The 12,389-nt window shown below is 60.8% G+C and carries 12 protein-coding genes; 8 read left to right on the top strand and 4 right to left on the bottom strand.

Annotated features, from left to right (window positions below):
* Positions 1-48: 48 nt before the first annotated feature.
* Genes PVW51_RS03420 through PVW51_RS03390 form a run of 7 tightly spaced genes read left to right on the top strand, consistent with a single transcriptional unit; the run spans position 49 to position 7,255 of the window.
* The gene (locus PVW51_RS03420; protein WP_274573617.1) at positions 49-1,509 is read left to right on the top strand and encodes a TadE/TadG family type IV pilus assembly protein; all 1,461 of its coding nucleotides are present in this window, start codon (positions 49-51) and stop codon (positions 1,507-1,509) included.
* Positions 1,506-1,991 (top strand): TadE/TadG family type IV pilus assembly protein, encoded by a 486-nt coding sequence (locus PVW51_RS03415; RefSeq protein ID WP_274573616.1) that lies wholly within the window; start codon positions 1,506-1,508, stop codon positions 1,989-1,991. Before PVW51_RS03420 ends, PVW51_RS03415 begins: the two co-directional genes overlap by 4 nt.
* Positions 1,988-2,614, top strand: a complete 627-nt coding sequence (locus tag PVW51_RS03410) for a TadE/TadG family type IV pilus assembly protein (protein WP_274573615.1) — start codon at positions 1,988-1,990, stop codon at positions 2,612-2,614. The genes PVW51_RS03415 and PVW51_RS03410 overlap by 4 nt, the downstream gene beginning before the upstream one ends.
* A gap of 10 nt (positions 2,615-2,624) precedes the next feature.
* The gene (locus PVW51_RS03405) at positions 2,625-3,905 is read left to right on the top strand and encodes an AAA family ATPase (protein ID WP_274573614.1); all 1,281 of its coding nucleotides are present in this window, start codon (positions 2,625-2,627) and stop codon (positions 3,903-3,905) included.
* Positions 3,906-3,909: 4 nt separating this feature from the next.
* Positions 3,910-5,301, top strand: coding sequence for a CpaF family protein (locus PVW51_RS03400; RefSeq protein ID WP_274573613.1), 1,392 nt, complete (start codon positions 3,910-3,912; stop codon positions 5,299-5,301).
* Entirely contained in the window at positions 5,301-6,263 is a 963-nt protein-coding gene (locus PVW51_RS03395; RefSeq protein WP_274573612.1) for a type II secretion system F family protein, read from the top strand. Before PVW51_RS03400 ends, PVW51_RS03395 begins: the two co-directional genes overlap by 1 nt.
* An 8-nt stretch (positions 6,264-6,271) precedes the next feature.
* Positions 6,272-7,255, top strand: coding sequence for a type II secretion system F family protein (locus tag PVW51_RS03390; protein WP_274573611.1), 984 nt, complete (start codon positions 6,272-6,274; stop codon positions 7,253-7,255).
* Between the two features lie 48 nt (positions 7,256-7,303).
* Here PVW51_RS03390 and PVW51_RS03385 read toward each other — a convergent pair whose 3' ends face one another.
* From PVW51_RS03385 to PVW51_RS03370, 4 genes are read right to left on the bottom strand one after another with little or no spacing between them, the layout of a single operon-like run.
* Positions 7,304-7,870 carry a PqiC family protein gene (locus PVW51_RS03385; RefSeq protein ID WP_274573610.1) on the bottom strand — a complete coding sequence of 189 codons (567 nt, stop codon included), beginning with the start codon at positions 7,868-7,870 and terminating at the stop codon, positions 7,304-7,306.
* Between the two features lie 3 nt (positions 7,871-7,873).
* On the bottom strand, positions 7,874-10,321 hold the full coding sequence (locus PVW51_RS03380) for a PqiB family protein (protein WP_274573609.1): 2,448 nt from the start codon (positions 10,319-10,321) through the stop codon (positions 7,874-7,876).
* Entirely contained in the window at positions 10,314-10,973 is a 660-nt protein-coding gene (locus tag PVW51_RS03375; RefSeq protein ID WP_269362494.1) for a paraquat-inducible protein A, read from the bottom strand. The genes PVW51_RS03380 and PVW51_RS03375 overlap by 8 nt, the downstream gene beginning before the upstream one ends.
* Positions 10,916-11,578, bottom strand: coding sequence for a paraquat-inducible protein A (locus PVW51_RS03370; protein WP_269362493.1), 663 nt, complete (start codon positions 11,576-11,578; stop codon positions 10,916-10,918). Before PVW51_RS03370 ends, PVW51_RS03375 begins: the two co-directional genes overlap by 58 nt.
* Before the next feature lie 154 nt (positions 11,579-11,732).
* On the opposite strand from PVW51_RS03370, the gene PVW51_RS03365 reads away from it, so the two are divergent.
* A complete protein-coding gene (locus tag PVW51_RS03365) occupies positions 11,733-12,293 on the top strand; it encodes a type 1 glutamine amidotransferase domain-containing protein (RefSeq protein ID WP_269362491.1) in 561 nt (186 codons plus the stop codon).
* The last annotated feature ends 96 nt before the right edge of the window (positions 12,294-12,389 follow it).

The following is a 12,389-nucleotide window of genomic DNA, read 5'->3' as shown; positions in this document are numbered from 1 at the left end:
CACCCCTTCCGTAAGGAATGTTTAACGATTTAACGAAGGTGCCTCCCAATGACTCCGGCTGCGACACTCCAACGCTTTCGCAAGAACGAGCACGGGGGCGTGCTTTTGCTTTGGGCCGTTTGCGTCGTCATGATTCTGGGCTTCTTCGGCCTGATCTTTGACGTGGGCCGCCTGGCGGCAACCCAATCCGAACTGCAATCCTATGCTGACAGCGTCAGCCTTGCCGCAGCCGCAGAGCTTGATGGAAAAGCCGATTCGATTGCCCGTGCCACTTCAGCCGCTTCCAGCCTGATCAGCGATTCGCAGACCTTTGGCGACGGCGCACGCGCGCTGGATTTCGCAAATGACGTGACGCTGGTGTTCTACAAACCCGGCTCAGACGGCAAGTTCCAGCGCTCAGCCGCGCTCGAAACCACCAACAGCTATGCCGCCCGCTTTGTCGAAGCCCGTATCCGCGACCGTGATGTCAGGGCCGCCGTTACAGCCGCCTTCAGCTCCCTCACCGGTGAAGAAACACCCGACAGCAGCGCTTCCGCCAGCGGGGTCGCGGGATTTTCGCTTGAGGCCTGCAACGTGGCCCCTGTCGCCATGTGCCTGCCCGCCGTCGATTTCGACGCCGCCTCCAACATCGGCAAGACACTGGAGGTCAAGCTGGACGTGAACGTCAGCCGCCTGATCCCCGGCCAGCTCAGAGCGGTGCACACTTTGACTGATTCCCTCGACGGGCTGCAAATCTGTGCGGGCCTCCTGGGCAAGAGCCTTGCCGCTTGCCTGCTGGCCGCGCGTCAGCCTGAAACAGCCTGCGCCGGTGGCGGTGGGTTGCATATCACCGCCGATGTTTCCGCCAATGATCTGGCCGATGCTATCAACACACGGTTCGACAAGTTCAGCGGTATCGCGTCGGGTTTCCAGAACAACCCCAACTTCAGCGCCGCGCCCAATGTGCTGACCGGTCTGCTGAACGCAGCCGGGCTCTGCCTGCCGGTGGGCAACCTGCTTGGCCTTGGCAATGACGACATCGGCCTTCCGACCGACGATTGCCTTGCCACGGGCGGGTGTTCAGTGCAGGGAAACGGCGTCTGGGATGCCGGGCGCACCGCCTATATCGAAGCGCATTACGGCGGCGAAGACCCCCACCCAGAGGCGCAGACGCGGTTTGAGTTCTACCAGGCTGAAATCGAAGCTGCCATAGAAATGGAAGGCACCCCCCTGCTGGGTGCTGTCGGCGGCCTGTTGGGTGGCATCGCATCCGAGCCCCGCATGTGCGCCCCCCAAGCAAACAAGGACATCAAACGCCGTTTGATGGTTGTGGCAGGCATTGATTGCCTGTCGGCAGAGCTGGATGCCGCCGTGACCGTGCCACCGGTGCAGCAATTCTTTGAGGTCTTCACCCTTGGTCCTGCCGAAAACGGATTGCTCAACGTAGAAATTACCGCCTGCCTTGGTGGAAACTGCGGTGGCGGGAACCTGGATACCGAAGTTGTCGATGTGGTGAGGTTGGTTGAATGATCCGCAGCCTCCACAGCTTCTGGCGCGATGAAAACGGCGCGGCGCTGGTCGAATTTGCGATGCTCCTGCCCACTTTGTTCCTGTGCGTCGGCCTCTGTGTCGAGGGCACGCGCACCTATTGGTCCTACCAGACCACGATCACCGGCGTGCGCGACGCAACCCGCTACCTCAGCCGGGTCGTGGATCATGACGTGTGCCTGAACGGCGGCTCGATCAGTGTCTGGGACGACAAGCTGACCGAGATCGTGCGCACCAGCCAGTCGGGCGAAGGCATGTTTCCCCGCGCTGTCTCTATCAGCGGTGTCAGCGCCAGCCTGAGCTGTCAGAATTCCGGCTTTCGGGGTGGCATCACCGGCGTGGCCACCGTCAGCGCCAGCCTGCAGATCGGCGTGCCCTTCGCCTCGCTGTTCAAACTGGCGGGCATCACCGCGAAATCCGTCAATGCACAGGTCACGGACAGCACAAGGATCCTGGGCCTTTGAGACTGCTTGCCAGGATAAACCTGCCCCGGTTCGCCCGCGAAGAGGAGGGCGCGACGCTGGTCGAATTCGCCGTGGTGCTGAGCATCTTCATCTTCATGATTTTCGCATTGATCGACTTTGCCCGTCTGGGGTTTTCCAACGTGATGGCGGAAAAGGCGACAGAGAAAGCGGTGCGGATGGCCGTTGTGCGCGCGCCCGCCTGCCCGGATGTGCCACGGGTCAATCAGCGCGGGCTGGTCGGCGTCGTGTCGCTGGACCTGCCCAACGGGACCTCCTGCACCGCCCGCACCGGTCTGTGCCAGGATGTCGGCACCATTTCCTGCAATGGCTCGCTGGACAATCCGACCGCGCAGTTGATCTGGAGCCGGGTCAGACCGCTGCTGCCCAACACCGCAAAGCCTGAAAACCTGCGCTTCAGCTACACTTATGATCGCAGCCTCAACCGCGTTGCGGCGGCCTATACGCCGATTGTCACTGTCGAACTGGCCTCGCTTCGGTTCGATTTCATTTCGCCCCTCGGCGCGCTGGCGGATTTCGCCAGCAATTCCAGCGGCAGCACGCTGGGGGAAGGGTTCACCTTTCCCGCCATGAGCGCATCCCTGCCCGCAGAATCCATTAACTAGGAATCCTCCCATGACCATCGCCCATCATGACATCGAACAACAGGTTGCAGCCGCCGTCGCGGAGCAGAGCAGCCTGGGACATGCGCATCGCACGAAGGTTATCATCGCCGTTCAGACCCCCGAGCTGGGCCAGAACCTGAGCGATGAGATGGGGCAGGACCCAGGCGTGGACGGAACAATTGTGCAGGGGGATCTGGCTTCCGTGCTTCGGTCCGTTGAAATGGATCTGGGCAAGATCGACATCATCGCCTTTGAGGTCAGCGACGACCCGGAGGCGGATATTGCCGCCCTGGCAAGAATGCAGGACATCCTTACGGTGCCGCAGTTCATCGCCGTATCCACCCGCGCATTGGCGGACGACACCCGGGCGGCGCTGAAAGACGCCGGTGTGCAGGATCTGCTGGTGATGAAACTGCAGCAGACCGATCCGACAGCCGAACCGGAGCCGCAGGCGGCAACCCCCGCACCCGAAACACCGGCAATCGCGCCGACTGCTTCTGCCCCGGCCGAAACCGAAGCGGCCCCTCACATGATCGCAAAGGGCCACGGTGACGTGACCGTCATGTTGCGGGCCCGCGGGGGGGCGGGCGCATCAACCATCGCGGTCAACCTCGCAGCATCCCTCGCCAAGGGCAGCGAAGCAGGCAAGACCGCATTGGTTGATCTGGATATTCAGAACGGTGCCATCGCCCTGATGCTGGACCTGCCCGATTCCGAAGAAGCGGCCCGATTTGTCCAGGGCAATGCCACGCCTGACGCCGCCTTCCTGGACAAGGCGATGGTGCGCCACGCAAGTGGGGTCGATGTGCTGACCGCACCCGATATCTTTGCGCCGCTTTCGGCAATCGGCCCCGAGGACATGATCACCCTGATGAGCGCGCTCAGGTCCCGTTATGATCATGTCATCATCGACATGCCGCAAACGATTGTCGACTGGATGGATCCGGTTCTGGCCAACGCATCCCGCGTTCTGGTGGTTGCGGATATGTCCCTGCCCTCGGTCAAGCGGACGCGTCGGCTGATCAACCTGATCGCCGAAGAACATATGACCCTGCCGATCAAGGTTGTGATGAACTTTGAGAAAAAACCGCTGGTCACCAGCGAAGCACAAAAGGAAGCGGCGCAGCTGATCGGTCGCCCGCTGCTCTATTGGATACCCACCGATGCCCGCGCGGCCAAGCGCGCCATTGACCTTGGCACGCCACTGATCACCAGCGCCAAACGCTCCGCACCGGCCAAGGCGATGGCAGGCCTGCACAAAACGCTCTTTGCCGCCACCCGGAAAGGATAAGCAAATGTTCAAATCCTTCAACGCCTCCTCCAGGCCCGCCAAGACAACACCGCCTTCCGCCGCACCGGCATCGCGCCAACCGCGCCCCGAGCCCGAGGAACGGCCCGTGGCAAGGCCGGTTGCGGACCCGAACAATGGCTTGAAAACCGAACTTCACACCTTGCTGCTGGAGCAGTTGAACCTGACCGTATTGGATAAGGTCAGCAAATCCGATCTGCGGCATGAAATCTCCGGTCTTTCCGCGCAGTTCCTGCAGGACCGGGGCCAGCAGATGCCATCCGCCGCCTTCCAGGCGCTGATGGATGAACTGCTGGACGAAGTGCTGGGCCTGGGCCCGCTGGAACCGCTGCTGGCAGACCCCACGATCAGCGATATTCTCGTCAACGGCACCGACAAGGTCTTTGTCGAACGGCGCGGTCTGCTGGAACGGACGGATGTGCATTTCCGGGACGAGCGCCACCTGCTGCGGATCATTGACAAGATCGTATCAAGCGTGGGTCGCCGCATCGACGAAAGCCAGCCCTGGGTTGATGCCCGTCTTGAGGACGGCAGCCGCGTGAACGCGATCATCCGCCCCTGCGCCATCGACGGGCCAAGCCTGTCGATCCGCAAGTTCTCCCGCACCCCGCTGCACATGGACAAGCTGCTGGAGCATGGTGCGCTGTCCAAACCCGCAGCGCTGTTCCTGGAAGCCGCCGTGAAGGGCCGCATGAATATCTTGATCTCGGGCGGCACCGGATCGGGCAAGACAACGATGCTGAATGCATTGTCCGCGTTCATCGACCCGCGCCACCGGATGGTGACAATCGAAGACGCAGCCGAACTGCAGTTGCAGCAGGAACATGTCGTCCGCCTTGAAACCCGCCCGGCAAATGCCGAAGGCACGGGCCGCATCACCCAGCGGGATCTGCTGATCAACGCGCTGCGGATGCGCCCGGACCGGATCATGGTCGGCGAGGTCCGCGGCAATGAAGCCTTTGACATGTTGCAGGCGATGAACACGGGCCATGACGGGTCGATGACCACGATCCACGCCAACACCGCCCGCGATGCGATCAGCCGGTTGGAACAGATGGTCACCATGGTCGGCGGCGATTTTCCGATGCAGGCGGTCCGGTCGCAGATTGCTGCCGGCCTGCAGCTGGTCTTGCAGCTGAACCGCCTGTCGGACGGGCGCCGCAAGGTCACCAGCATCTCGGAGATTGTCGGCCTCGAAGGCGACACCGTGATGATGCAGGACATTTTCGTTTTCAAGAAGATGGGTGTCGATGACGACGGCAATGTCAAAGGTCGGATGATGGCGACAGGTGTCCGCCCCCGCTGCTTTGAGGCGCTGATGTCTTCCGGTGTCAAACTGGCGACCGATGCCTTTTCGATGATGGACGAGGTGGCATGATGCCCATCGACAGCTCTCTGACGCTGATCTGGTATCTGGCCGGTGCAGGCATCCTGCTGCTGGCAATCGTGGCGTTCAGGATGATCTTTGCCCCAGAGAATGCACAGGAGCGGACCGCGGCAAAGCGGCTGAAAAAGATGCGTCCCAGGACAGGCCATGGCATCGCCGAGGCCATGGTTCGCAAACAAATCCGGCGGCCCACCGGCCGGTCCATTCCGCTGATCGGTGATCCGGCCCTTCTGGTGCGCCGCGCGGGGCTGGAAGGCAAGGAGCCCCTTATCCTGGTCGCAATCGCGGTGCTGGCCCTGGGGCTGGGCTTTGCACTGTCACTGCGGTTGAGCGCAGTTGTGGCCTATCCCGCCGGGGTCATCGCCTCGGTGTTCATGGTGAAATCCTTTCTGCAGAAACGCCATGCGAAACGGGTCGATGCCCTGACCCACCAATTGCCCGATGCGCTTGACCTGATGATGCGCGGGCTGCGGATTGGCCATCCGGTCAGCGCCACCATCGCCAATGTCGGACGGACCATGCCGGACCCGATTGGTGCCGAATTCCGCCAACTGGCCGAACAGGTCAGCCATGGCGACTACTTGACCGATGCCTTCACCGATCTCGCGGATCGCGTGGGCCAGGAGGATGTCGAATATCTGGCCGTTTCGATCCGCATCCAGCACGGCACGGGCGGCAACCTGGCCGATATGCTGGGCACGCTTGCCAAGGTCGTCCGCGACCGCATCGTGATGCGGCGCCGCGTCAAGGCGATCTCTTCCGAGGGGCGCATGTCGGCCTATGTGCTCTCGGCGTTGCCTGTGCTGATCTACGGTATCACATCTTACACGGCACCGGACTACTATGGCGCAATCAGTGACGACCCGATGTACCAGCCCATCGCCATAACCATCATTGCCCTTGTCCTGGCCAATTTTCTGGCACTGCGCAAACTCGTAACCTTCAAGATTTAGGGCATCTCATGCTGACCGCATCCACCCTCACCGACGCAACCCTGTATGGGTCACCGCAGACGCTGATCATGCTCGCCGCGCTCGGGGGGTTTGCGATGCTGTTGTTTGCCGCCTATGGCCTGATCCAGACCCGCGATCATTCAGCGGCGCGGATGCGCAGCCTGTCCGCAGCCATGAACGAAGGCAAATCAACCCTAACCAAGGGCAAGGAATCCGCCCCGCGCGGGCTGAAAAAGGCACTGATACCCGAAGATCCCTCCGAACGGGCGCAAATCCGGTTTCAACTTGCCAAGGTCGGCTTCGAGCGTGCGGATTCAGTCGAGATTTTCTTCTTTGTGCGGCTGTGCCTTGCCCTGGCCCCGCCGGTCGCCGTCTTTGCCGCGATCTTTCTGGCGCAGGGCGGCCTGTTGCCCCTGTTCCTCGCCGACAAGATCGAAGCGACCTCGAAACTCCGGCTTTTGCAGGTTGCCGCCATCGGGGCGGGTGTCGGTTTCTATGGGCCGGGCATGTGGCTCTATTCCCGGATCAAGGCCCGCAAGGACAAGATCTCCAAGGCTTTCCCCAACGCTCTGGATCTCGTGCAGATTTCGGTCGAGGCGGGGCTGGGTTTTGACGCTGCAATCAACCGTGTCGGCAACGAGCTGGGGGGCGTGGCCCCGGAAATTGCCTATGAATTTCTGCTGCTTCAACTTGAAATTCAGGCCGGGCGGGACCGGGAAAGCGCCCTGTTCGACATGGCCGAACGGATGGGCATTGACGAGGCGCGCTCCTTTGCCCTGGTGATCGCCCAATCCCTGCAGTTCGGCACCAGCCTGACGACTGCGCTCAAGACATATGCCATCGAGATGCGCCAGATGCGCGAACTGGCGGCGCAGGAGAAGGCCAACAAGCTTCCTGTCCAGATGTCCGGCGTGATGTCGGTGCTGATGCTGCCGGCGCTGTTTCTGATCACCCTGACACCAATCATCATCCGCTACATGGCGATCTACTGATCGTTCAATACAGACCGTCGATGGCCGGGTCTCTTTCCGGGAAAAACCCTATTTCATCCCGTCGCGCGCGATGAAACGTGCAAGATCCAGGATCAGCTGCCCCCGCGCTGCGGCGATGGCCCCCGGGCCACCGGCCGGATCGAAAGCCACGCTCAGGTCGAACAACCCGGAGCGTTCCCGCCCGCCGTCCAGCACGGCGACGAAATACTGCCCCGACGCGCGGAATGATCCCGAAGACATGGCCACCAGATCGGCAAAACGCACCTCAAGCCGTGCATCGGGAAAGGCCTGGAAGGGCCAGGGTTCCGATGCGATGCGGCGCCCCGTCATCCGGGCAAGGTTCTGGCTCAGCTCCAGCGCGATCGCGCGCTCCGGCGCATCGGCCCAAAGGACATCAGAGGAGCTGGTAAGCGTCCCGTCTGCGGCCTGAACAGCGATTTCATCAGATGCGGCATAGCTGGGCAAAGAGACATCGCGCACTTCGACAGAGGCAAAGGCAATGCGCTCACTTTGCGTCACTGCGGGGGTATTGACCGCAAAGCGGGTCGCATTGCCACCACAGGCTGCCAGGATCAGGATCAGGCCGAAGCCCAGTGCGCGTTGTACAAATACCATCTGTTATCTTCCCAGCAAAAGAGAATTGGGGTTACGTTCAATCGCCCGCGCCAGCGAGGTCAGCGCATCGGCAGCCTTTTGAATGTCGCGCAGCGTATCCTGGGCCGTGCGGCTCAGTTGATCGCCCTTGTCATAGCCCTGGATGGTCCGGCTGGCCTGGGCAAACAACCCTGTCAACCGTTCCATGATCTGCGGCAGGTCCCGTGCCGTCACTGCGATATTGTCCGCTGCATTCCGTGCGGAGGCCAATGTCTGGTTCACATTGTTGATCGCCCCGCCTTCACGCAGTTCTTGCAAGGTATAGTTGACCTCGTCCAGCGCCCGCTTCAACGATCCCGGCAGCGCCTTGGCGTCTTCGGTACCGATCAGCTCATCCGCCGTCCGCGTCAGGGTTGTGAGCTCGGACAGCAGTTCTTCGACTTCCAGAGACTCGGCCTTGTTCGCAACCGCCTCGAACCGGGCAATCAGCTGCGGCACACCGGCCACGGAAGAATTGACCGCATCGGTTGCCTTGGCCGCATCATCCAGAACCTTGCTGATCTTGGCGGAAATCTCCGGCAGGTCGTTCGTTGCCGTTGCGACATTGGCGGCGGCCTGACGGGCAGAGGCAAGCGTCTGGTTCAGATCACGAACCGCACCGCCGTCACGCAGCTCCTTCAAGGTCGCGTTCACCTGATCCACCGCATCTTTCAGGGCAACAGGCAGCGCTGCGGCTTCTTCCGATCCGATAACAGCCTCTGCCGTATCGACCAATGCGGTCACTTCGGTGATCAGTTCTTCTACCTTCAGCGCTTCGGCCTTCTGTGCCACGGCACGAATGTCGTTGATCAGGTCGGGAACCCCTTCAATCGACGTGGAAACCGAATCCGCGGTATCGGCAACCGTGTCGATGGCAGCGACCAGCTTGGCCGACAGCTGCTGTTCCTCCAGCTCGGCAACCAGAGTCTCGATCCGCTTGAGAGTTGCGTTCAGGGCCACCGGAATATTGCGCACGTCTTCAGAAGCGACAAGGCCCTGAATTTCGGCCAGCAGGTTGCGTACATCCTGCGGTGTTTCGCGCAGGGCCTGATCGGAAACCAGCGCCTCGGCAGAGTCGAGGAAGGTGATCGCAGAATTCAGCAACTCCTCGATCGGCAGGCTGTTGATGCGGTTAAACACCCCTTCAACCGTCGCAGCGGCATCCGACACTTCACTTTCGGTGGTCGGCATCTGCGGCGACATCCCGTTTTCGCTGACAAGCTGCGCTTCGGTTGCGTCCGGCACATCCACGAATTCGATCTTGAGCCCGCCGGTCAGCAGGCTTGCTGATGCAAGCCGCGCTCGCAGGCCGGTGGCCACACGCTCTTTGAGGAAGGCCAGAGCGGTTTGCGCCGTCACCTCCCCGGGCAGGCCCAATCGCGCCGGCTGGACCGAGATATTCACGCTCAGACGGACCCGGCTGTCGCCATAGACATCGTAGTCCACGACACCTGACAAGGCCTCAACCTCGCCAATTTTGAGGCCCGACATTTCAACCGGCGCCCCGACCGCAAGGCCGGATATATTGTCCTCAAAGACCACGCTCAGTTTCAGCGGATCGACCTCGGACGCATTGAAAAGCGAATTGCGCGCGGATTCCTTATCCGGGTAAATCTCGAACACGGACCCATCCTGCACCCGGCCGCCGCCAGAGACGAAAGTGTCGAAAGTGACGCCGCCGCCAACAAGGGTAGCCAGCGAAGAAAAGTCGATCTCGGCGCCTGAGGGGCCGATGTTAACACTGAACCCGGAGGCATCCCAGAACCGCGTATTTTCATTCACAAGTGATCTGTGTTCTTCGAATATCAGCGCCTCGACGATGGCGTAATTGCCGCGCGGAGCAATCTTGGCACGTCCGACGCGACCAACTTCGATCCCCTTGAACAGGATCGGCGCGTTGTCGGTCAGCTGGCCATTGGCCACGGTGCGAAAGGCAATTTCAAGCCCCGCCTGGCCCGACCGGATCAGCGGCGGCTCTGCCGCGCCGACAAACCGTTCCGTCGACGTACCGATCTGGTCATCCCATGACCCTTCGATATGCACGCCGCTCAGCACCGTGGACAGCCCGGTAATGCCCTGGGCCGTCACCTCGGGCTGGACAATCCAGAACACCGAGGAACTGTCGATATAGGGTGCCACGTCCTTGTCCACACGGATGGAGGCGACCACTTTTCCCAGACCTTCGGTAAAGCCGACGTTTTCGACTTTGCCCACCGTGATGTCGCGGTATTTCAGCTCTGTTTCGCCTGCCTTGATACCTGCGCCATTCTCGAACTCGACGATGATCAGCGGACCACGGGCATTGTAGGATTGCCAGGCAACACCCAGTGCAACCACCAGTGCCAGGATCGGCAGGATCCAGATAAAGGACGCACCGCTGAAAAAAACCTTGCGCACAGGTGATACCGATACATCCGGCAACTCGTCATTCATCGCGTCCTGGACCCCCATCCTTGACTTGCGCATCCCAGATCAACCGGGAATCGAAAGCTTGCGCTGACAGCATCGTGAAAATCACCGACAATGCAAAAAATATGCTCGCCGGGCCGGGATTTATGGACGCCAGTGTCTTGAGTTGCACCAATGCGGACATAATCGCAACGACAAATATGTCGATCATCGACCAGCGACCGATGTATTCGACCACCTCATACATCATCTGCCGGCGGTTCATGCTGATCCGGGAACCGGCCTTGATGCTGATCGCAAGATAGGCCACCGCCCAGAATTTCCCCAGCGGGATAAAGACGGAGGCGAAGATGATGATCGCCGCGATTCCGAAGTTGCCGTAATGCGCCAGTTCGACCGCGCCGCCGATGATGGTGCTGTCCTCCTCCTGAAACAGGGTGCGGGTTTTCAGCATCGGAAAGATGTTGGCGGGGATGTAGCACATGAACCCGATCACCCACAGCGCCCAGACGCGGCTCAGGCTTTGGGAATCGCGCGACACCAGCTTGTGACCACAACGCCCGCATGTGCTGGCCGAAACCGGCCAGACCTTCGCGCATCGTGTGCAGGCAACAAGGTTCAGGTCCTTGGCGCTGACGACGTTCTGGGGTTTTCCAGTGAGTTCCATACAGACCATTTACACATAAAGCTGTCCTGCGCGATGACAAGCACAACGAGGATGCCGAACATCCAGAAAGCGGGGCCAAATCCGACATGGGCCAGATCCGAAACCTTGACCAGCGCAACCGCACAGCCGATCGCGAAAATCTCTGCCATGGACCAGGGGCGCAGCGCCTCTGACAGGCGGAACGCCTGCATGGCATGCGGGGCCGGGTCGCGGTCCAGCACCACGGGCACAAGGACATAAAGCGTGAGGCAGGCGCGCAGCAGCGGCACGATGATGATCAGCCCCGCCGTGGCCAGCGACAGAAAGATCATCGGTCCACCGGAAAAGGCCAGCGCCGCATCCAGCACCGAAACAGCATTTTGCGTGCCCGCCGCATCAATCGACAGAAAGGGAAACACGGCCGCCCCGATGATTAGGACCAGAACCGCAAGCGCGACGGCAATAATGCGCAGCCCGGCGTTCTTCCTGGGCGCAATCAATACCTTATGGCATCGCTGGCACTGCGCACGCTCTCCCACGCGGGGCCGTTTGAGGTGATAGACGGCGTCGCATTGCGGACAAACAATCAGTTCGTCCAGCGGCGTGCGCGTCATGGGTTCGACTGTGTCCTTCATAAGCGATTGATATAGGAAGGTTTGGCGGCATTACACGCCTATTTTCACGACAGATGTCAGGTGCGGTTTTCTGCCGCCCCTCGCGCCATGGTGGAACAACAGCCAGTTGCGGGCGTTCTTACGGCGAAACGCCACTCAATCGAGGATTCACCAAATGACACAGATCAACAACGCCAGCATCCTGATCCTGGCCACCAATGGTTTTGAACAATCCGAACTGGAGAAGCCGCGTGATGACCTGCGGGCGAAAGGCGCCACGGTTCATGTGGCGACACCGGACGGCGCGGACATCAAGGGTTGGGATGCAGATGACTGGGGCAATACGGTGCCCGCCGATCTTGCCCTCTCGGACGTGGATATCCAGAGCTACGATGCGATTGTCCTGCCCGGCGGCCAGATCAACCCCGATCTGCTGCGGGTCAATCATGATGCCGTGAAACTGATCCGAGACTTCGCCGACGCCGGCAAAGTGGTTGCCGCCATATGTCACGCACCCTGGCTGCTAATCGAGGCCGGTATCATCAAAGGCCGCAAGGCAACGTCCTATGGGTCAATATCCACCGACATGAAAAATGCCGGTGCGCTTTGGGAAGACAGCGAAGTCGTTGCCGATCAGGGCATCGTGACCAGCCGCCAGCCCGGCGACCTGGACGCTTTCGTCGCCAAGATCGTCGAAGAAATCGAGGAAGGCAAACACGAGCGCAAGGCGGCATAGACCTGCGTAACCCCGGAGGCTGAGCCCTGCGACCATGGCCCCGCTCCACCTTGGGCGGGGCCATTTCTGGTTAAAAGCGTCTGTGAACCTTTGCCA

Source organism: Sulfitobacter sp. PR48, from assembly GCF_028807335.1.
Lineage (GTDB): Bacteria > Pseudomonadota > Alphaproteobacteria > Rhodobacterales > Rhodobacteraceae > Sulfitobacter.
This window is presented reverse-complemented; position numbering and strand designations above follow the sequence as displayed.